Here is a 19,676-nt window from a genome sequence, read left to right on the forward strand (position 1 = left end):
TCCAATGGGCGCGGGGATCATGGCGGGCGGGGAGGGGATCGCAACTGGCAGCGGTGATGTTGAGTCCGGTGCTGGGCGTTGGGTCCTCTGTAGGAGCGGCTTTAGCCGCGATGCAGGCAACGTGGTGCCCGGCACCCGCTGCGCGGGTGATCGCTGTAGGAGCGGCTTTAGCCGCGATGCAGGCAACGTGGTGTTCGGCACCCGCTGCGCGGGTGATCGCGGCTGAAGCCGCTCCTACCTTGTCATGGGGCCGGTACCGTTCACCCCAGGTCCGCCAGCGGATGGCGCCCCTCCCAAACCTTGGTGAAATGCGCCTCGACCACCGCCGCCGGCACCTGCGCCACATCCGGCCAGTGCCAGTGCGGCGTGTTGTCCTTGTCCAGCAACCGCGCCCGCACCCCTTCGCTGAACTCCGGGTGGCGGCAGCAGTTCAGGCTCATGGTGTACTCCATCTGGAACACCTGGGCCAACGACAGGTAGCGCGCACGGCGGATCTGCTCCCACACCAGGTGCGCGGTCAGCGGGCAACCTTCGTGCAAGCGCTGGCCCGCCGTCGCCAGCAACGGGTCGGCATGCCGGGCCAGGCCACTTAGCGCACGCCAGGCGGCCACCGGGTCGGCCACATCGAGTACTTCATCGATCACCGCCCGCCGCGCCAGCCACTGCCCCTCGGGCAACTCGGCGCCCGCGCGGTGCTGTTCGGCCTTGAGCAGGCTGTTCAATTGCAACGCCGTCTGTTCCTGCCAGTTCAATTGCAGCAGCTCTTCGATCAGCGCCTCCTGCTGAAACTCGCCAAGGAAACGGTCGGCCAGCCCCAGGTCCAGGGCATCGCGGGCATTGATCGGCGCACCGGTCAGCCCCAGGAACAACCCCAGCTTGCCCGGCAGCCTGGCAAGGAACCAGCTGGCGCCGACATCCGGATACAGCCCGATGCTGATTTCCGGCATGGCCAGGCGGCTGCTGGGGGTGACGATGCGCACGCCGGCCCCCTGCAACAGCCCCATGCCGCCGCCCAGCACATGGCCATGGCCCCAGCACAGCAGCGGCTTGGGGTAGGTGTGCAGGCGATGATCCAGGCGGTATTCATGGGCGAAGAAGGTGGCGGCCAGCGGCGGCACGCTGCCAGGGTGTTCACGGCAGGCCTGGACCAGCGCGCGCACATCGCCACCGGCGCAGAAGGCCTTGGGCCCATTGCCGCGCAGTATTACGCAAACGATACCCGGGTCCTGCGCCCAGGCCTGCAGGTGCTCGTCGAGCACCTCGATCATGGGCAGGGTCAGGGCATTGAGCGCCTTGGGCGCATCGAGCGTGGCAATGCCGATGCGGGCGCCTTCGGCGCCGATGAGTACCTCGCAGTGAATGGCCATGGGCAACCTCGCGCAAGTCATCCCCTCAGTATGGCCCGTCGCGCCGTGGCTGCCGGTCGCCGGTCGGATCGATTGACAAGCCGGCGAGGCTTTCCTAGTGTCGCGCCACTTTGCTATTGGATGCCCCCATGACCGACGACGATCGCATCAAGCTCGAACCCAGCTGGAAGGCCGCGCTGCGCGCCGAGTTCGAGCAGCCCTACATGCACCAGCTGCGCGAGTTCCTGCGCCAGGAATATGCCGCCGGCAAGGAGATCTACCCACCCGGGCCGCTGATCTTCAACGCCCTGAACTCCACGCCGCTGGACCAGGTTAAGGTGGTCATCCTCGGCCAGGACCCGTACCACGGGCCGGGCCAGGCCCACGGCCTGTGCTTCTCGGTGCAGCCCGGGGTGCCCGCGCCACCGTCGTTGGTGAACATCTACAAGGAGCTGCAGCGCGACCTGAACCTGCCCATTCCCAACCACGGCTACCTGCAGAGCTGGGCCGAGCAGGGCGTGCTGCTGCTCAACACCACCATGACCGTGCAGCGCGCCAACGCCGCGTCCCACGCGAAAAAGGGCTGGGAGTTCTTCACCGACCGGATCATCCAGGTGGTCAGCGAGCAGTGCCCGAACGTGGTGTTCCTGCTCTGGGGCGCCCATGCCCAGAGCAAGCAGAAGTTGATCGATGGCACCCGCCACCTGGTGCTCAAGTCGGTGCATCCGTCGCCGTTGTCGGCGTATCGCGGGTTCTTCGGCTGTGGGCATTTCAGCCGTGCCAATGGCTTCCTGCAGCAGCATGGGATGGCGCCGATCGATTGGTCGTTGCCAGTGCTGTAAGAAACCGGACCTGTTAATTCTGCTAGTTTTGCCCTGAGTGCCGCTGGCGTAGATTCAAGCCAAATTATCGTTTGGTTGAATCTACGCAGAGGCCTCTCAAATGACAGTGTCCGTACCCTCGAAAGCGCCGTTGCCTGAGAACGATCTCCCCCCCATAAAGCCAGCACTCACGGTTGTGGACGCGCTTCCGTTGATGGCGGACGAAGAAGGTATCTTCACGATACCTCGCAAGTTTCAATCCCAAGCCTTGAACGTCGTAATTCCGCATGCGTGGGATCACTACAGGGACAATTACTTTCCTGGGGCAACCTTGACGTTCCAGATCTGGATGATTTCAGGGTTGGGGATCGAGGTACAGAATCAGGTTGTCCCAGATCGCACAGTGGCAATGCCGGAAGACCCCACGCAGCTTTTCCCACTTTTATTTGAGCGTGAGTTTGCGATCCCTGAGCGCTTCTTGCGAACTGAAGGGGTATTCAGACTCTTTTACAAGGTGTGGGTAACCCAGGACGGAAACGTTTCGAAGTCTGAGTCGGTTGAAGTCTTTCTGGACAAGACGGCGCCACATGGAGGTCAATCCGGGAAAAAGCCGGAGCTGAAAAACCCAGCGGCTGTTATTGATGAGCAGTACCTGGCGAGCCATAACAATGAATTGGTCGTTAAAGTTCCACGATGGAACGGTTTTCACCTGGAGGACCAGGCTGAGTTGTGCATGGAACCGACTGCTGCGCAACCGGTGGAGCCGATCGTACCGGTTGTGACGGTGCGCGAAACTTTTAACGATTTCCTGGAGATTTCGATCCCGGCTGCGGCCTTGCGCCGCCGAGCCAATGGCCGGGAATTCCTTTACTACTCGCTAATCGACCGCGCAGGCAACCGTGGGTGGTTTTCGTACGCACTGGAAATCAACTTGCAACTGGGTGCGTCCTTCAATCTTCCGCTTCCTGTGGTGCCATTGGCTTCGGATGGGGTGATCAATCGGACTGAAGCCACGAGCAATCATGTCACGGTGGAGATACGGCGCATTCCGGAACTGCAGCCCTTCGTTCAGTTGCATGCCTTCTGGAACGGTCGGCCGCTGCCCGTTGTCACCATTGATCAAACTACGACATGGCCCGTCAGTATCCCGGTATCCCAAGAGGAGATCTTCAAGGACGGCGATGGCCGCGTTTTTCCTTGCACCGTGGATTACCTCGTCGTGCAAGGTGGACGGTCACAGCGTTCGGGTCCAACAGACTTCACTGTCGACTTGCGCCAGGCACAAGCTGCGCTGCGACCGGTGAAATTTCCAGCAGAAAACCTGTGGGGTTGGATCGGCAGTCTCCAACGCCCGTGGAACGGGATCAAGATCAAGGTACCTGGAAACCGTGGGCTGTGGTTCGCGGGTGAATCAGTGGAAGTATTCTTCGAAGTCCGTCGAAATCCTACCGACCAATCAAAGGGTGATCCTGCAAAGGATCCGGTTCTGGTCGACAAGCGTCTCCTTACAACGTTCTTGTTGCGCAACGAAGACCTCGATGGTTTCGAGACGGAACTGCCGGCAAACCTGTTCGAGCCTTGGTTGGCAACGCCTTTGGAAAGCGCAGGGCTGGAGGACGGAAAGGAATTCATGTGTCGAGCAATTGTGAACTACATGATGGCTGGCCAGGTCGGCAGGGCATCAACCAGCGCAGCTGTAAAAATTGATCTTCAACGACCGGGTGGAGGGATGTTCAGGGGTGATTAAGAGATATCGAGGCGGTTAGTCAGAAAAGAAGTCTTTTAACGTTTAAATGCTGAGCGACGTGCCTGGGTGCGGCGGACGGCGATCTGTTGTCTACAGTTTATATTCTGGAGCAAGACGATGACAAGTTTCGAGAAAATCAGCAAGAAGGTGCGGTATTCGGAAATGTTGGCAAAAGTTCGCGCTGAAGTAGATAGCTATAATAAGAATCTTCGGCCCTCAGGTATTGGCATTCAAGCGGATGATACGTTGAATGATTTTGGGCTGCCCAATGTGCTGCCGCCTGCAGCGGATGGTAAGGAGAACCTTTTCCCGCTTTCTGCGCGTGTCGATGGGCTTTTGCTGACGTTGGCAAACGCTTGGGGAGATACGGAGGGCAAGGCAGGAACGTTTGATATCTTCGTAGCCTATGTAAATGACGTGCCTGTAATCAATGGCACTGAGGTCGTTAACGGCGAATCATTCCCCTATACCTATCGGTTCAATTACCCTACCCAGGATTCCGATATTCCTGGCGCTTTCATCATTCCCTATACCAGCCTGCGGGTGGGGGGAGATGGGCTGAAAGTCATTCACTATACTGTTGTCAATACCGACACCGGTAACAGCAACTCTTCACCGAAGCAGATCGTGACGCTCGACCTCATCGATCCCGCGGAAGGTGCTAACCCTGATGCTCTGGAATTTGTCGATGCCGCTAAAAACGGTGTGTTCGACCTGCGTTATCTGGAAGACAATGATGGGTTCGAGGTCAATGCTATTCGCCCCGTCGATTATTTCCCAGGCGATACTTTTCAGATTTATGTAGTTGGCCATGCCACGCCTCTGCTCGCTGGGAATGTACCTCCGGGAGACGCAGGCGATCCCTTCCTGGTCAGGATCGACATGGCCACAATTCGCAGCGGCCTGCCTGAAGGGTACACAGGCAAGCTGGTCGTTCGATTTACGGACCGAGCCGGAAATCGCACGGACTCGTCGATCGAAGTCGACGTGACGATCAGCCTGGTGCAGGCACCTGAAAACCTGTTGGCACCGGTGATGGCTTCGCCCGTGTTTATTCCGGATCGCGATCGGGGCGTGGAGGGGATCGTTCCAGCGAATGCGACCTTGCGCAATGGCGATGTCATCAAGATGACCCTTGATCTGAATGGGGTGGTAGCCCGTCGCCAGTTCAGCTGGCCGCTTGATCGGGCGACATTTTCCGGGGCCGATTTTGGCGCCATTGGCAGCCCTCTGACTAACGCTACTTTGGACTACGAGGTGCAGCGTGAGGGAACCGTACCGGTGAAGCCGAATAACCCCACAGTCGTGGTGGTGGACCTGAGTCAACTGGTTGTCGACCCCACCACGTTGACACCACCGGCCGCCGTTGGCCGGCCTTCCGGCGTAACCGGCTTTATTCGGCCTGGGGACAATGCATTCTGGATACTCACACCGATTGATTTAACTGCTGCTGGGCATGTCTATGAACTTTGGTATGGAAACCCGACGAATACCTTTACCTACACGATTGCAGGTAACGAGCCGGGGCCAACTATTGAAGTTCCTATTCCGCAGGCTTTCCTTGAAAATGGAAGCAACGGCACGGTTGCCATTGGTTACCGGGTTCGTGAGTCGGCAACCACGGGTAACTTCCAAGACGCACCTAATGGTTCGGTGGAGGTGACATTCCTCACCATCGGCATTACTACCCTGGCCAACTTCACTGGCCGAGTGGGGGGCACCACTCAGGAACCTGGGCCGGGTGCGGCACTCGGGCGCTTGAACTGCCAGGGTGTCGAACCCATTCAGAATGGTGTGAGTCTGCAAATCAGGGAGCCTGTCGGTATCTTGCATGAGCGCGATGATATCACCGTCACCCTGACGCTCAGCCGGGATGATTTTGGAACCACGCCGCTGTCGACCAACACACATTCGTTGAACGTCACCGTCGACGCAACTCAGGCACGCACAGGGCTGATCACGCTCTCCAGAGAACTTCTGCCTCGGGCCTTCTTCGAAGATCCGGCCGCACCAGGGAGCCATATCACGCGAGGCTCGATCATTGCGCAGTGGAATATCAAACGGGCTACTGGAAACCTGGAAGAGGATTCTCGGCCGTCGGCTGTGCGTTATGTGTTGACCTTGAACGGTGGTGCCAACTGCCTGCCCGCTGCATAAAGAAAAGCGTTAACGGCATGCTTTATTTTTAGGCATGCCGTTAACGGTGGCAGTCAGTAGATGAGGAAAAGTCCTACATATTTTATCCGTTTTCCCACATAGGATGCACAGCCTAAATTCTGCAGTCTTTTGACTTCAGTTCTTTTTGAATCAGGACCGGCACCTATCCATGACTCAATACAAGTCAATGTTGCGTAATGCTAGCTCAAGAAATACCGCCAAGGTATTTGCCTTTACTTTATTGTTCTCTGGTATTCAGGCCCATGCGGCCGTTCTTGTGGGAGAAACAAGAACTGTGGGGGCCGGCGATGTGGTTGAAAAGTATATTCTGCAAAACAGCTCCACACTCAATATGACACCAGGGGCAGGTGCCCTTGATATCACCGCCAATCGTTCAACGCTCAATGTCGATGGCGGTACGGTTTCCGGAGGCAACCTGACGGCGGTCCAGCTTTTTGGCAGCCAGGCAACACTGAACAATGCCACGCTGGTCTCGACAGGCAGTACCGGCTTGTCGGTGGCCAGGTTGAACAACCTCGCATCGAGTGCCACCGTGAATGGCGGCAGCATCACGGGCGCCGGCATCGGCGTTCGGGTTACTGCCGGCAGCACGTTGTCGATGAATGGCACCGTGGTTACGGCGAATCACTCGGCGGGCAGGGGCCTGCTGCTCTCGGGGGGCTCGGCCCAAGTCACCGGCGGTTCGATCACCGGCGGCAACCTAGGGGTCGAATTGCGTCGCGAATCTGCCGCTACCCCTACTGCGCCAAACCTGACCCTTGATGGCACGTCGGTAACCGGGCAAGCGGGTTCGGCCATCCAGGTCGGCAACGACACCGTCGCCGGCATTATCCTGCGCAACGGAGCGACATTGCATGCTGGCAATGGCACGCTGCTGGACGTTCAGGACCGTGCGACGACGACGATGTCGGTCGAAACCTCCGGGCTGGCAGGCAACCTGCAAGTAGGTAACGCCGCGAAGCTCGACCTGACGCTCGACCGAGCGACGCTGGAAGGCAACATCACCGCCGGCTCTGGCAGTAGCACCCAAGTGGCGTTGCGAAATGGCAGCGCGATGAAAGGCGCTGTGCAGGCGAGCGACGGCGCAACGTTCGATATGACGTTCGATCAGGCAGCGCTCGAAGGCAGTATTACTGCCGATGCCAGCAGCACCGTGCGTGCGGCACTGTCGAATGGCAGCGCGCTCAAGGGTAATGTGGAAAACCTGCAGTCGCTCTCGCTGGCCGGTGGTTCCAGCTTCCAGGGTGCGGCAACCCAGGTGGGGCGGATGTCGATCAGCGACACCTCCAGCTGGACACTCAGTGGCAACAGCACGGTGAAAGACCTGGATGTGCAGGGTGGCACCGTAGTGTTTGGCGACAATGGCAGCTTCCATGAATTGACCGTGGCCAACCTCACCGGCAATGGCAACTTCCATATGGCCGGTGACTTTGAAACGGGTCAGGCTGATCAATTAGTCGTTACTGGCTCCTCCACTGGCAACCATGGCCTGTTGGTAGGCAGCAGCGGCCAGGAGGCGAGCGTCGAGTCGCTGCGTCTGGTCCAGACCGCCGACGGCGGCGCGCAGTTCCACCTGCTCAACGACCGCGAGCGGGTCGACGTGGGCGCGTACTCCTACGAGCTTGCGCAAGACGGCAACGACTGGGTGCTGAACCGCGAAACCCGCACCGTCGCGCCGATCACCATGGCCGCCATGGCGCTGTTCAACACGCCGATCACCGTGGCCTACGGCGAACTCAGCTCGCTGCGCAGCCGCATGGGCGAACTGCGTTACAGCGAAGGGCGCAACGCCGGTGTGTGGATGCGTGCCTACGGCAACCAGTACAACGTCAGCGGCGCCTCCCTGGGCGCGGGCTACCAGCAGAACCAGCGCGGCCTGAGCCTGGGCGCCGACATGCAGCTGGCCGACAGCGACTGGCTGGTGGGTGTGCTGGCCGGTAGCAGCCGTTCGGACCTGAACCTCGACTACGGCACTTCCGGTACCGTCGACAGCTACTACGTGGGCGGCTACGCCACCTGGCTTGATCGCGAGACCGGCTTCTACGTCGACACCGTGGTCAAGTACAACCGCTACCAGAACAACGCCAAGGTCGGCATGAGCGACCACACCCGCAGCAAGGGTGACTACGACACCCACGGTGTGAGCGCGTCGGTGGAGGCGGGCAAGCACATCAAGCTCAACGACGGTTACTTCATCGAGCCTTTCGTCCAGGTGGCTACCGCCGCCGTCGCGGGCAAGGACTACACCTTCGACAACGGCCTGCGCGCCGAAGGCGACATGGCCAAGTCGTTGCTGGGCAAGGTGGGTACCACCGTCGGCAAGACCATCCCGCTCGATGGCGGGGCCATGGTGCAGCCTTACGTGAAAGGTGCTTTCGCCCACGAGTTCGCCCAGCGCAACCAGGTACAGGTCAACAACAACGTGTTCAACAATGACCTGTCCGGTTCGCGTGCCGAGCTGGGTGCCGGGGTGTCGCTGGCGCTGTCCAGGCAGTTCCGTGTGCATGCCGATGTGGAGTACAGCAACGGCAAGAACATCGAACAGCCTTATGGTGTGAATGTGGGCGTGCGTTACGACTTCTGAAGCGGATTCTGTGCACGCGTGCCATCGAGAGCGGCAAGCTCGCTCTTGATGGTGTCCAGATTCGTGGTGAAGATGACCTTGCGCGCTCTGCCGGTGGCGAGAAGTACCTGTGTAGGCAGGTACTTCACGTCCCACTCCTTGAACAGCAAGGTCAGCACATAGTCCATCCAAGGGGTTTCGCAAGTATCCACGTTGAATGCGTAGAACGCGTATTCCTCCATGTCACTGGCCAATCCCGATAGCTTCGGATGAAGTGCCATGCAGGGTGGGCATTGGTCGGAGTGGATCAGTACCATGCACGGCTTGGGTTGGTAACTCTGTATTACCAGCGAAATGAGGGCTTCCAGATCGGTCAACGGAACCATGGCCATTGAGTTTACTCCTACGCGCCAGAGGAGCTCCCATTCAACGCCTCGGTTCTAATCAGTGAAACTGGCAAAAATAACAGTTGTTCAATTTGCTCAGCCGCTGCTCGCATTCCAACGCCGAAACAACGGCTCCGCCAGAAACAGCACGAACAACAACCGCATCACCTGCAACGCCGTCACCAACGGCACCGACAGTTGCAGCGTCTCCGCCGTCAGGCTCATCTCCGCGATGCCACCCGGCATCATCCCCAGGGTCAACGAGCGCAGGTCCAGGTGCGTCAGCAGGCTCAACGCCCACGCCGCGCCTGCGGCGATCAGCATGCACAACCCCGTGGCCAGCAAGGTGCGCCCGAGGAACGACGGCGCGCGGCGGAAGAATGCCCGGTTGAAGTGGCAGGCCAGGCCGCTGCCGATCAGCCACTGGCCGATCTGGCTGGCCCCGTTGGGCAAACCGATCTGCAGATTGCCGGCAAGGCTCACCGTGGCGGCCACCAGCAACGGCCCGAACAACCAAGGATTGGGTTGGCGCAGGCGTTGCCAGATCAGTGCGACAACCACGCCCAGCGGCGCGATCAAGGCCAGCCAGCCCCAGCTGACACTACCGGCATGATTCAACGGCACGCCATCGCCCAGCAAGAACTTGAACAACGCCGGCACGCACAGCACCACCGCCAGCACCCGCAGGCTCTGCGCCGCGGCCACCTGGCTGAGTACCGCACCATTGCGCGCGCCCAGGTTGACCATCTCCCCCGAGCCGCCCGGCATGCTGGCGAAGAACGCCGTGGCGCGGTCCTCGCCGGTGCGCCGCAGCAGCCACACGCTGATCACGCTGGACAGCGTGGTGAACAGCGCGCCGAAGAAGATCAGCGCGAAGTGGTCGGCGACCTGCTCGATCACCGCCGGGGTGAAGTGCAGGCCGATACCGATACCAATGATCCACTGGCCGCACTTGCGGCCGTTGGGGATCTCGCTCAGCTGCCAGGGTGTCAGGCAGCGCACCAGGATGATCGCCAGCAGCGAGCCGACCATCCACGGCAAGGGCCAGCCGACCTTGCTGGCGGCATAACCGCCCGCAAGGCCGACCAGCCCCGTGGCCCAGAACAGCGGCAACGACCGGTCAGGCATCGGCCATGGCTCGGCGCTGCAGGGTACGTTTGCGCCAGATGCGCAGCAGCGGCAGGCTCAGCATGCAGACCACCAGCACCCACACGCCCATGCTGATCGGGCTCGACCAGAGGATGCCCAGCTCGCCGTTGGAGATCGACAGCGCGCGGCGCAGATTCTGCTCCATCAGCCCACCAAGGATGAACCCCAGCAGGATCGGCGACAGCGGGAAGTCCAGCTTGCGCAGGATGTAGCCCATGATGCCGATGCCAACCATCAGGAACAGGTCGAAGGTGGTGGCATGCACGGCGTACACACCAATCGCGGTGATGATCGCGATCACCGGCACCAGCGCCCAGTTCGGCACGGCGAGGATACGCGTGAACACACGGATCATCGGCACGTTGAGGATGATCAGCATCAGGTTGGCGATGAACAGCGAGGCGATCAGGCCCCAGACGATGTCTGGCTGCTGTTCGAACAGCAGCGGGCCCGGGGTGATGTTGTACAGGGTAAGCGCGCCGATCATCACCGCGGTGGTGCCCGAGCCGGGCACACCCAAGGTCAGCATCGGCACCAGGGCGCCGCAGCAGGAGGCGCCGATGGCGGTTTCCGGCGCGGCCAGGCCACGGGCGTCGCCCTTGCCGAACTTGCCTTTGTCACCGGCCAGGCGTTTTTCGGTCATGTAGGCCACGGCGCTGGCCAGGGTCGCGCCGGCGCCCGGCAGCACACCCATGAAGAAGCCGAGCAGGCCGCAGCGGATGTTGACGAAGAACACCGACGCCGCTTCCTTGAAGTTGAACAGCATGCGCCCGGTGGCCTTGACCGCGATGTGACCGTGATGGGTCTTCTCCAGCAGCAACAGGATTTCGCTGATGGAGAACAGGCCCAGCACCAGCACGACGAACTGGATGCCATCGGCCAGGTGCACGCTGTCGCCGGTGAAGCGGTACACGCCGCTGTTGGCGTCGATGCCCACCGCCGACAGGAACAGGCCGATCAGCGCGGCGATGAAAGTCTTTAGCGGCTTGTCGCCGGCCATGCCGCCCAGGGCGACGATGGCGAACACCATCAGCACGAAGTACTCCGCCGGGCCGAAGGCGATCGCCCATTTCGCCAGCAGCGGGGCGAACAGCACCATGCCGCAGGTGGCGATGAAGGCGCCGATGAACGAACTCCAGGCCGACAGCGACAGGGCCACGCCGGCCAGGCCCTGGCGGGCCATGGGGTAGCCGTCGAGGGTGGTCATCACGGTGGAGGCTTCGCCGGGGATGTTCAGCAGGATCGAACTGATGCGCCCGCCGTACTCGCAGCCCAGGTACACGGCGGCCAGCAGGATCAGCGCCGACTCCGGCGGCAAACCGAGGGCGAAGGCGATGGGGATCAGCAGCGCCACGCCGTTGATCGGGCCCAGGCCCGGTAGCAGGCCGACCACGGTGCCGATCAGCGTGCCGGTCAGGGCAGTGACCAGGTTGTACGGGCTCAGGGCGACGCCGAAGCCCTGGCCCAGGTAGCTCAAGGTATCCATGTGTCAGTTCTCCAGTACGTCGAGCAGGCCGAGGGGCAGGGGCACGTCCATCACGCGGTCGAACAGCCAGTAGAGGAACAGGCTCATGCCGACGACGACGAGGGCGCTGTGCAGCCAGCGGCCGCCGTACAGGCGGGCCATGGGCACGCCGACGAGGATGGCGCTGAGGATGAAGCCCAGCGCTTCGAAGGTGCTGGCGAAGACGACCAGCAGGCCGACGCAGGCGCTGATCTTGATCAGCGTCTCGCGGTCCAGCTCGGGCTCGTCGTCCTTGCGCACGATGGGCGTGGGGCGGATGGCCAGGTACACCAGGCCCAGGCTCATCAGCCCGAGCATCAGCAGCGGGTAGGCGCGCGGGCCCACCGGTTCGTAGGAGAAGGCCGCCTGGTAGGGCCAGGCCATCACGGTCAGCACGGCGCACAGCGCCAGCAGGGCCAGGGCGAAAATGCGTTGCAGGATCATGGAAGAATCCTCGGTGGTAATGGGCTGACGCGGTCCATGTAGGAGCGGCCTTGTGCCGCGAAAGGGCTGCGCAGCAGCCCCGGCGATCTCAGAACCTGGGGCCGCTTTGCGGCCCTTTCGCGGCGCAAGGCCGCTCCTACACGGACCGTGGCGGGCTTACTGGATCAGCCCGAATTCACGGGCCAGCGCCTTGTAGTCCGCCACCTGCTTCTTCACATAGCCGTCCAGCTCTTCACCGGTCATGGCGAACGGGAACAGCTCGCGCTGGTCACGCAGCTTGGCGAAGTCTTCCGAGGCCAGCAGCTTGTCGAACGAGGCCTTCCACCAGGCGTAGTCCTCGTCGCTGACCTTCGGCCCCAGGTAGAAACCGCGCACCACCGGCCAGACGATGTCGTAGCCCTGCTCCTTGGCGGTGGGGATGTCTTTCATCTCCGGCTCGTCCAGGCGCTTTTCGGCGAACACCGCGAGAATGCGCATGTTGCCGCTCTGGATATGCGGCATGGAGTCGGAGATGTCGGTGGAGCCCACCTGTATATGCCCGCCCAGCAGCGCGGTGGCGATCTCGCCGCCGCCTTCCAGGGCCACGTAGCGCAGGTCGCGCGGGTTGATGCCGGCGGCCTTGGCGATCAGCGCGGTCTGCATCCAGTCCTGGCTGCCCACGGTGCCGCCGGAGCCGATCACCACCTTGCTCGGGTCCTTCTTCAGGGCCGCGACCAGGTCGTCGAGGGTCTTGTAGGGCGAGTCGCTCTTCACCGCGATGGCGCCATAGCTGGTACCCACTGCCGCCAGCCATTTCACCGCGTTCTCGTCGAAGCGGCCGAACTTGCCCTGGGCCAGGTTGAGCAGCGAGCCGCTGGACCAGGCCACCAGCGTGCCGGCGTCGGCCGGGCGCTGGGCGACCACGGCGTTGTAGGCCACCGCGCCGACACCGCCGGGCATGTAGGTCACGCGCATGGGCTTGCTGAGGATCTTCTCGTTGACCAGGGCGCTTTGCACCAGCTTGCAGGTCAGGTCGAAACCACCGCCGGGCGAGGCCGGGGCGATGCATTCGGGGCGTTTCGGTTCACCTGCCAGGGCGTTGCCGGCGAGCAGCAGGCAACCAGTGGCGAGGACGAGGCGGCGCAGTGAAAAAGTCATCGTCTAACTCCATGAGCATTGTTGTTATGGGTTACCGCAATTGGCTTACCACAGCGCCACGCTGTAGCTCACCAGCAGCCGCACTTCGTCCGCATCGCGGGTGAAGTTGGAGCGGAAGGTGGCGTTGCGCAGGCGCACGGCGACGTTTTTCAACGGGCCGCTTTGTACCACGTACTTGAACTCGGTGTTGCGCTCCCACTCCTTGCCCTCGCTGCCATCGGCGCGGCTGACGTTGTCGCCGTTGATGTAGCGGGTCATGAAGGTCAGCCCGGGGATGCCGAGGGCGGCGAAGTTGTAGTCGTAGCGCACTTGCCAGGAACGCTCGTCTGCGCCTGCGAAGTCGTTGATCTGGACGAAGTTGACCAGGTACGGGTCGGCGCCATCGACATAGGGGAAGGCGCTGTCGCCGGACAGTTGCTGCCAGGCGGCGCTGACTTTGTGCCCGCCCAGGCCGTAGCTGAGCATGCCGTTGAAGGTGGTGTTGTCGATGCGCCCGGCCTTGGCGGAGCCTGCGTCGTCACTCACCGCCAGGCGCAGGTCGGCGCCGAGGGTGCCCGGGCCCCAGGGCTGGGTGGCGACCATGCCGATGAAGTGCTGGCGGTAGATGTCTTCGAGCTGGGCGAAGTGGTAGCTGCCGGTGATGCGGTCGGTGAACTTGTAGTCGACGCCGCCCAGGTCGAGGTTGTCGGCGCTGAAGCTGCCACCGAAGCGGCCGTTCTTGTTGTTGAGGGCCAGGTCTTCCCAGTTGGTGTCGTCGCGGTCCTTGGCCTTGTCCACGCGCCCGCCGGTGAAGGTCAGGCCCTTGATCTCGTTCGAGGTGAGCAGGCCGCCTTCGAAGGTCTGCGGCAGGATGCGCCCGTCGTTGGGCTGTAGCGTGGGCAGCTCGGGGATCAGGGTGCCGATCTTCAGTTCGGTCTTCGACACCTTGACCTTGCCGGTCAGGCCGAGCTTGGAATACTCGTCGGCCGCCTTGCCGTCGTCATGGGTGGGCAGCAGGCCGGTGCCTGTGCGGTCCTTGCTGGAGTCGAGCTTGACCCCGACCATGCCCAGGGCGTCCAGGCCGAAGCCCACCGTGCCTTCGGTGTAGCCGGACTCGAAGTTGAGCATGAAGCCCTGGGCCCATTCGTCGCGCTTGGATTGCTGCGCGCTGGTGCCGTCGCGGAAGTCGCGGTTGAAGTACATGTTGCGGGTTTCGAAGGTGGCCGTGCTGTCTTCGAAGAAGGCGGCCTGGCTCAGGGGCGCGACACCGGCCAGGGCGAAGGCGCTGGCGAGGGCGGACGGGCGGGCGGCGAACGAACGGGTAGGCGCGAACGCCTGCGGCTGCATGGACAGCATCGTCGGTGACTCCACTTTATTGTTCTTATGTATTGCACCTTGCTGGTGCTTTATGCGGCGCGCGGGGCGACCGTGGTGCGATGCTAGGTAACCAACCTTTCGCTAACCTTTCAGCGTGAAAGGTTTCTTGTGAGGGCTTCACAGGCCCCCTCACGGCGGTACACTCCGCGCCAACCGACCCACCCGAGCTGGGAGAATCCGATGCGTGTGCTGCTGGTCGAAGACCACCTGCAACTGGCTGAAAGCGTGGCCCAGGCTCTGAAGAGCCAAGGCCTGACCGTGGATGTGCTGCATGACGGCGTGGCCGCCGACCTGGCCTTGGCCAGCGAGGACTACGCCGTGGCCGTGCTCGATGTCGGCCTGCCGCGGCTGGACGGTTTCGAGGTGCTGGCGCGCCTGCGCGGGCGCGGCAAGACCCTGCCGGTACTGATGCTCACCGCGCGCAGCGATGTGAAGGACCGGGTCCATGGCCTGAACCTGGGCGCCGACGACTACCTGGCCAAGCCCTTCGAGCTGACCGAGCTGGAGGCACGGGTCAAGGCGCTGCTGCGCCGCAGCGTGCTCGGCGGCGAGCGCCAGCAGCGCTGCGGGCCGTTGGTATACGACCTCGACACGCGCCGTTTCACCCTGGTCGATGAGCCGCTGACCTTGACTCAACGCGAACAGAGCGTGCTCGAGGCGTTGATCGCCCGCCCCGGGCGGGTGATGAGCAAGGAGCAACTCGCCGCCCAGGTGTTCGGCCTGGACGAGGAGGCCAGCCCCGACGCCATCGAGATCTACATCCACCGCCTGCGCAAGAAGCTCGACGGCCACCCGGTGGCCATCGTCACCTTCCGCGGCCTGGGCTACCTGCTCGAGCATCGCGATGCGTGACAACGTCAGCCTGCGCGGGCGCCTGCTGGGCAACCTGGCGCTGCTGCTGGTGGTGCTGATGCTGGCCAGCGGCCTGAGCGCCTACTGGAACGGTCGCGAGGCTGCCGACACCGCCTATGACCGCACCTTGCTGGCCTCGGCGCGAACTATTGCCGCCGGCCTGTCGCAACGCGACGGCACCCTCAGTGCCGACGTGCCCTACGTGGCCCTGGACACCTTCGCCTATGACAGCGCCGGGCGCATCTACTACCAGGTGCTGGATATCCACCAGAAGCTGATCTCCGGCTACGAGAACCTGCCCGCACCGCCCCCGGGCACGCCGCGCACCGACGACTACCCGGCCCTGGCGCGCTTCTACAACGCCACCTACCTCGGCCAGGACGTGCGCGTGGTGAGCCTGCTCAAGCCGGTGAGCGAGCCGAACATGAACGGCATGGCCGAGATCCGCGTGGCCGAGACCGAAGAGGCAAGGGTGCGCATGGCCCGTGGCCTGATGGCCGACACCTTGCTGCGCCTGGGAATGCTGGCGTTGGGCGCGCTGGTGATGGTGTGGTTCGCGGTCAGCGCGGCGTTACGCCCGCTGGAGCGGCTGCGGGGGGCGGTGGAGGAGCGCCAGCCGGATGATCTGCGTGCGCTGCCGGTGGTGCAGGTGCAGCGCGAACTGGGTCCACTGGTGCGCGCGCTCAACCATTTCACCGAGCGCCTGCGTGGGCAGTTCGAGCGCCAAGCGCAGTTCATCGCCGACGCCGCCCATGAGCTGCGCACGCCGTTGGCGGCACTCAAGGCCCGGGTCGAGCTGGGCCTGCGCTCGAAACAACCCGACGAATGGCGCAAGACGCTGGAAGCCGCCGCCCAGGGTACCGATCGCCTGACCCACCTGGCCAACCAGTTGCTGTCACTGGCGCGGGTTGAAAACGGCGCGCGGGCGATCGCCGAGGGTGGCGCCCAGCGTCTGGACCTGAGCCAGCTGGCCCGGGAGCTGGGCATGGCCATGGCGCCATTGGCCCATGCCCGTGGCGTGTCCCTGGCGCTTGAGGCCGAGGCGCCGGTGTGGCTCAAAGGCGAGCCGACCTTGCTCAACGAGCTGCTCAGCAACCTGGTGGACAACGCCCTGGCCCACACGCCGCCGGGCGGTGACGTGGTCCTGCGGGTGCTGGCGCCGGCCGTGCTCGAAGTCGAGGACGATGGGCCGGGGATTCCCGAGGGGGAGCGTGAGCGGGTGTTCGAGCGCTTCTATCGGCGCAGTGCCCAGGGCAGTGGCCTGGGGCTGGCCATCGTCGGCGAGATCTGCCGGGCGCACCTGGCGCAGATCAGCCTGCATGACGGGGAACGGGGCGGTTTGAAAGTGCGGGTAAGTTTCATCGCCGATTGACGCTGCGATCTCGGTAGGAGCGGCTTCAGCCGCGATCACCCGCAAAGCGGGTGCCAGGCACCGCGGCGCGAGCATCGCGGCTGAAGCCGCTCCTACAGGCGAACCGGGTCAACGCAACATGCTGCGCGCATCCAGCAACTCTTCCATATCCAGTTCGGTACCGAACGGCAGCCCCAGGTGCCGATAGGCGGGCAGGGCGGCCAGCGGCCGGCTGCGCCCGCGCTGGCTGATGCAGCGGGCGATCTGCACCACGTCGATGTAGTCCAGGGAGTCGGTGCGCCGGTCCAGGTCCTGGATTTCGCTGGGCAGCTTGACCAGTTGCTCGGGGAACTCCCAGGCGCTGAGGATCTTGTCGCCCAGCACCGGCTGGATCTGTTCGATCACATAGTGCAGGCACACCGGGTCGGAAATCAGTTCGTTGTGCTCTTCGGCATAGATCAGCACGGGCAGCGCGCCGATCTGGTGCACCAGGCCGCCGAGGGTGGCCTGGTCGGGTTTCAGTTGCGTGTATCGCCTGCACAGTTCATAGCTGATGCCCGCCACTTCCAGGCTGTTGGCCCAGATATCCCGCAGCTTCTGCTCGACCGCCGGCGAACGGGCATGGAAGATCTGCTCGATTACCAGGCCGATGGCCAGGTTGCAGCTGTAGTTGATACCCAGGCGGGTGATGGCGGTGTGCAGGTCGGTGACTTCGACGGCTGCGCGCAGCAGCGGGCTGTTGACCACCTTGATCAGGCGCGCCGACAGCGCGGCGTCGCGGCCGATCACCTTGCTCAGGGCGGACACGCTGATCTCGCTGTCTTCGGCGGCTTCGCGGATGCTCAGGGCGACTTCCGGAAGCGTCGGCAGGACCAGGTCGTCGTTATCGATGGCTGCGAGCAATTGCGCTTGGACCATCTCGGCCAGCTTGTTCATGGACTTCTCTACCGCAAAGGTGGTGCGGCCCCGCCAAATCGACGGGGCGGGCTGGTCAGCGCTGGATTTCCCGGTCGCGGTCCAGTTCGTAAGGCAGGTCAAGCAGCATCAGGCGCGGGCCTTCCAGGCTGCCCAGGTGCAGGTTGTCATCGGCCACCGCGTCGGCGCTGAGCACGGCCAGCAGTTCGACGGCATTGCCGGTGCTGGCACCGATCACCACCTCGCCGACCGACGAGCCGTGGGTGGGCGAGAAGATCTCGGCGCCTGGTGCGGGTACCGCTGTCTCGTCGAGCGCAAGGCGGTACTGGCGACGCTTGAGCTTGCCCAGGTACTGCATGCGCGCAACGATTTCCTGGCCGGTGTAGCAACCTTTCTTGAAGCTCACGCCATCGACCGCTTGCAGGTTGATCATCTGTGGGATGAACAGTTCGCGGGTGGCGCCCATGACCTGGCCGATACCGGCGCGCACCTGGCCCAGCAGCCAGTCGTTGAGGGTGCCCTCGGGCAATAGTGCCGCAAGTTTCTCACGAACGTCGGCGGCTTGGGCGGCGGGTACCCACAGTTCCACACGATCGGTGGAGGCGGTCACGGCGATCAGGCCTTCATGGCGAACCGTCGCGCCGGTTTCGCCCGGTACCTTCAGGCCCAGCGCCTGAAGCGCGTTGTCGCCCTGCTGCAAGCCAAAGCGCACCCAGGCTGCGCTTTCGTCGGCCAGGGTGGCCTTGGAGAACACCGCGTACTTCTTCAGGTCGGCCAGTTGCATCTCGAGCAGTTCGCTGGCCATGGCCAGCAGGTAGCCATTACCTTCGGGAAGAATGCGGAAGCTCGACTGCATGCGGCCCTTGACCATGCACCGCGCACCGAGGCTCGCGTGGTCATCGCTGAGGTAGTTGAGGTTGCAGGTCAGCTGGCCTTGCAGGAACTTGCCGGCGTCGGAGCCGCGGACTGCGAGGATGCTTTCATGTGGGAGCGTACAGAAGAAAACGGAATCGGCCATGGTCATCGCGGTAGCTAAAGACTGGCGGCCATCATAGAACGCCAGTAACAAAATAGGTAGGTGACTAGACCAACGCCCTGTGTCGCTTCGTCCACTGCGCGGTATACTGCGCGACCATTCGAGGAGGGCCCCATGGTCGAACAAACTGAACTCAACCGGCTTTTCTGGCACAGCCGCCGCGGCATGCTGGAACTGGACGTGCTGCTGGTCCCCTTCACCCAGGAAGTCTACTCAAGCCTGAGCGAAGATGACCGGGCACTGTACCGTCGGCTGCTGACCTGCGAAGACCAGGACATGTTCGGCTGGTTCATGGAGCGCAGCGAATCGGAAGACCCGGAGCTGCAGCGCATGGTCCGCATCATCCTGGACCGTGTCCAGCCCAAGTGACCGCTTCGAGTGCCGTTGGCAGGGCTCTGGTCGCCTGCTGACGGCCTACCTCGCCAGCCTGGCGCTGGCGATTGCCACATTGGCCGTTGTTGTGGCTCCTGCCTGGCTTCGTGGCCTGCTGCTGGTCGCCTGCCTTGCCCACGCCTGCTGGGTCATTCCCCGTCGTATCCTGCTGACCCATCCCAGAGCCATTACGGGCCTGCGCCGTGACGCGCGGGGCTGGCGGCTATATTGTCAGGCCGAAGGCTGGCAGCCTGTGCGGCTGTGTCGGGACAGCGTGGCGTTGCCGGGGCTGGTGGTATTGCGTTTCGTGCCTCAGGGGCGATGGTTGGGGCAGAGCCAGTGTGTTGCCAAGGACGCGCTTGCCCCTGACGAACATCGCCGCCTGCGAGTGCGGCTGAAGTTCAGCCGACGCAGGTGGTCTCAACCTGTAGGAGCCAGCCTTGCTGGCGAACGGCGCCACCTCCGGACCTGAGGCCTGCGTTGACCCCGGTTCGCCAGCAAGGCTGGCTCCTACATCGA

Annotated in this window: 18 protein-coding genes; 9 read left to right on the forward strand and 9 right to left on the reverse strand. The window is 62.9% G+C overall.

The genetic code is table 11. The features are described from left to right. On the forward strand, nucleotides 1–226 hold a 226-nt coding region (locus P5705_RS00005; RefSeq protein WP_277458810.1), incomplete at its 5' end, for a hypothetical protein. Between the two features lie 34 nt (nucleotides 227–260). Here P5705_RS00005 and P5705_RS00010 read toward each other — a convergent pair. Continuing rightward, nucleotides 261–1,367, reverse strand: coding sequence for an enoyl-CoA hydratase/isomerase family protein (locus P5705_RS00010; protein ID WP_277458811.1), 1,107 nt, complete (start codon nucleotides 1,365–1,367; stop codon nucleotides 261–263). Nucleotides 1,368–1,495: 128 nt separating this feature from the next. Here P5705_RS00010 and ung point away from each other — a divergent pair, with 128 nt between their 5' ends. The 4 genes from ung (at nucleotide 1,496) to P5705_RS00030 (ending at nucleotide 8,676) form a co-directional block, all read left to right on the forward strand. Further along, on the forward strand, nucleotides 1,496–2,188 hold the full coding sequence (gene ung, locus P5705_RS00015; RefSeq protein WP_277458813.1) for a uracil-DNA glycosylase: 693 nt from the start codon (nucleotides 1,496–1,498) through the stop codon (nucleotides 2,186–2,188). Between the two features lie 100 nt (nucleotides 2,189–2,288). Further along, entirely contained in the window at nucleotides 2,289–3,914 is a 1,626-nt protein-coding gene (locus tag P5705_RS00020) for a hypothetical protein (protein WP_277458814.1), read from the forward strand. Between the two features lie 117 nt (nucleotides 3,915–4,031). Then, nucleotides 4,032–6,071 carry a hypothetical protein gene (locus P5705_RS00025; RefSeq protein ID WP_277458815.1) on the forward strand — a complete coding sequence of 680 codons (2,040 nt, stop codon included), beginning with the start codon at nucleotides 4,032–4,034 and terminating at the stop codon, nucleotides 6,069–6,071. Between the two features lie 352 nt (nucleotides 6,072–6,423). Continuing rightward, nucleotides 6,424–8,676, forward strand: coding sequence for an autotransporter outer membrane beta-barrel domain-containing protein (locus tag P5705_RS00030; protein ID WP_277458816.1), 2,253 nt, complete (start codon nucleotides 6,424–6,426; stop codon nucleotides 8,674–8,676). Here P5705_RS00030 and P5705_RS00035 read toward each other — a convergent pair. From P5705_RS00035 to P5705_RS00060, 6 genes are all read right to left on the reverse strand, one after another. Beyond that, entirely contained in the window at nucleotides 8,664–9,047 is a 384-nt protein-coding gene (locus tag P5705_RS00035) for a thioredoxin family protein (RefSeq protein WP_277458817.1), read from the reverse strand. The genes P5705_RS00030 and P5705_RS00035 overlap by 13 nt on opposite strands. Nucleotides 9,048–9,137: 90 nt before the next feature. Then, a complete protein-coding gene (locus P5705_RS00040; RefSeq protein WP_277458818.1) occupies nucleotides 9,138–10,169 on the reverse strand; it encodes an AbrB family transcriptional regulator in 1,032 nt (343 codons plus the stop codon). Further along, nucleotides 10,162–11,676: a tripartite tricarboxylate transporter permease gene (locus tag P5705_RS00045; protein ID WP_277458819.1), complete on the reverse strand. Its 1,515-nt coding sequence runs from the start codon at nucleotides 11,674–11,676 to the stop codon at nucleotides 10,162–10,164. Before P5705_RS00045 ends, P5705_RS00040 begins: the two co-directional genes overlap by 8 nt. Before the next feature lie 3 nt (nucleotides 11,677–11,679). Continuing rightward, a complete protein-coding gene (locus P5705_RS00050) occupies nucleotides 11,680–12,138 on the reverse strand; it encodes a tripartite tricarboxylate transporter TctB family protein (protein ID WP_277458820.1) in 459 nt (152 codons plus the stop codon). 156 nt (nucleotides 12,139–12,294) lie between these two features. Continuing rightward, nucleotides 12,295–13,275, reverse strand: a complete 981-nt coding sequence (locus P5705_RS00055) for a Bug family tripartite tricarboxylate transporter substrate binding protein (protein WP_277458822.1) — start codon at nucleotides 13,273–13,275, stop codon at nucleotides 12,295–12,297. Nucleotides 13,276–13,320: 45 nt separating this feature from the next. Then, a complete protein-coding gene (locus P5705_RS00060; RefSeq protein ID WP_277458823.1) occupies nucleotides 13,321–14,610 on the reverse strand; it encodes an OprD family porin in 1,290 nt (429 codons plus the stop codon). A 201-nt stretch (nucleotides 14,611–14,811) separates the two neighbouring features. Here P5705_RS00060 and P5705_RS00065 point away from each other — a divergent pair, with 201 nt between their 5' ends. Further along, nucleotides 14,812–15,483 (forward strand): response regulator, encoded by a 672-nt coding sequence (locus P5705_RS00065; RefSeq protein ID WP_240065075.1) that lies wholly within the window; start codon nucleotides 14,812–14,814, stop codon nucleotides 15,481–15,483. Then, nucleotides 15,476–16,855 carry a sensor histidine kinase gene (locus P5705_RS00070; RefSeq protein ID WP_277458825.1) on the forward strand — a complete coding sequence of 460 codons (1,380 nt, stop codon included), beginning with the start codon at nucleotides 15,476–15,478 and terminating at the stop codon, nucleotides 16,853–16,855. Before P5705_RS00065 ends, P5705_RS00070 begins: the two co-directional genes overlap by 8 nt. Nucleotides 16,856–16,963: 108 nt before the next feature. On the opposite strand, the gene P5705_RS00075 is transcribed toward P5705_RS00070, so the two are convergent. After that, the gene (locus P5705_RS00075; protein WP_277458827.1) at nucleotides 16,964–17,770 is read right to left on the reverse strand and encodes an HDOD domain-containing protein; all 807 of its coding nucleotides are present in this window, start codon (nucleotides 17,768–17,770) and stop codon (nucleotides 16,964–16,966) included. Between the two features lie 55 nt (nucleotides 17,771–17,825). Further along, on the reverse strand, nucleotides 17,826–18,767 hold the full coding sequence (locus P5705_RS00080; protein ID WP_277458828.1) for a YgfZ/GcvT domain-containing protein: 942 nt from the start codon (nucleotides 18,765–18,767) through the stop codon (nucleotides 17,826–17,828). Nucleotides 18,768–18,899: 132 nt separating this feature from the next. Here P5705_RS00080 and P5705_RS00085 point away from each other — a divergent pair, with 132 nt between their 5' ends. Beyond that, nucleotides 18,900–19,154: a succinate dehydrogenase assembly factor 2 gene (locus tag P5705_RS00085; protein WP_213658068.1), complete on the forward strand. Its 255-nt coding sequence runs from the start codon at nucleotides 18,900–18,902 to the stop codon at nucleotides 19,152–19,154. Then, nucleotides 19,138–19,629, forward strand: a complete 492-nt coding sequence (locus P5705_RS00090) for a protein YgfX (RefSeq protein ID WP_277458833.1) — start codon at nucleotides 19,138–19,140, stop codon at nucleotides 19,627–19,629. The genes P5705_RS00085 and P5705_RS00090 overlap by 17 nt, the downstream gene beginning before the upstream one ends. Nucleotides 19,630–19,676 lie beyond the last annotated feature (47 nt).

The sequence above is a fragment of the Pseudomonas entomophila genome, assembly GCF_029478665.1.
In the GTDB taxonomy this organism is placed as follows: domain Bacteria; phylum Pseudomonadota; class Gammaproteobacteria; order Pseudomonadales; family Pseudomonadaceae; genus Aquipseudomonas; species Aquipseudomonas entomophila_F.

What these genes read in the sequence shown, in the direction of transcription:
- P5705_RS00010 (WP_277458811.1), bottom strand. Translation starts at nt 1,367, where the DNA reads ATGGCCATTCACTGCGAGGTACTCATCGGCGCCGAAGGCGCCCGCATC.
- ung (WP_277458813.1), top strand. Translation starts at nt 1,496, where the DNA reads ATGACCGACGACGATCGCATCAAGCTCGAACCCAGCTGGAAGGCCGCG.
- P5705_RS00020 (WP_277458814.1), top strand. Translation starts at nt 2,289, where the DNA reads ATGACAGTGTCCGTACCCTCGAAAGCGCCGTTGCCTGAGAACGATCTC.
- P5705_RS00025 (WP_277458815.1), top strand. Translation starts at nt 4,032, where the DNA reads ATGACAAGTTTCGAGAAAATCAGCAAGAAGGTGCGGTATTCGGAAATG.
- P5705_RS00030 (WP_277458816.1), top strand. Translation starts at nt 6,424, where the DNA reads ATGACACCAGGGGCAGGTGCCCTTGATATCACCGCCAATCGTTCAACG.
- P5705_RS00035 (WP_277458817.1), bottom strand. Translation starts at nt 9,047, where the DNA reads ATGGCCATGGTTCCGTTGACCGATCTGGAAGCCCTCATTTCGCTGGTA.
- P5705_RS00040 (WP_277458818.1), bottom strand. Translation starts at nt 10,169, where the DNA reads ATGCCTGACCGGTCGTTGCCGCTGTTCTGGGCCACGGGGCTGGTCGGC.
- P5705_RS00045 (WP_277458819.1), bottom strand. Translation starts at nt 11,676, where the DNA reads ATGGATACCTTGAGCTACCTGGGCCAGGGCTTCGGCGTCGCCCTGAGC.
- P5705_RS00050 (WP_277458820.1), bottom strand. Translation starts at nt 12,138, where the DNA reads ATGATCCTGCAACGCATTTTCGCCCTGGCCCTGCTGGCGCTGTGCGCC.
- P5705_RS00055 (WP_277458822.1), bottom strand. Translation starts at nt 13,275, where the DNA reads ATGACTTTTTCACTGCGCCGCCTCGTCCTCGCCACTGGTTGCCTGCTG.
- P5705_RS00060 (WP_277458823.1), bottom strand. Translation starts at nt 14,610, where the DNA reads ATGCTGTCCATGCAGCCGCAGGCGTTCGCGCCTACCCGTTCGTTCGCC.
- P5705_RS00065 (WP_240065075.1), top strand. Translation starts at nt 14,812, where the DNA reads ATGCGTGTGCTGCTGGTCGAAGACCACCTGCAACTGGCTGAAAGCGTG.
- P5705_RS00070 (WP_277458825.1), top strand. Translation starts at nt 15,476, where the DNA reads ATGCGTGACAACGTCAGCCTGCGCGGGCGCCTGCTGGGCAACCTGGCG.
- P5705_RS00075 (WP_277458827.1), bottom strand. Translation starts at nt 17,770, where the DNA reads ATGAACAAGCTGGCCGAGATGGTCCAAGCGCAATTGCTCGCAGCCATC.
- P5705_RS00080 (WP_277458828.1), bottom strand. Translation starts at nt 18,767, where the DNA reads ATGGCCGATTCCGTTTTCTTCTGTACGCTCCCACATGAAAGCATCCTC.
- P5705_RS00085 (WP_213658068.1), top strand. Translation starts at nt 18,900, where the DNA reads ATGGTCGAACAAACTGAACTCAACCGGCTTTTCTGGCACAGCCGCCGC.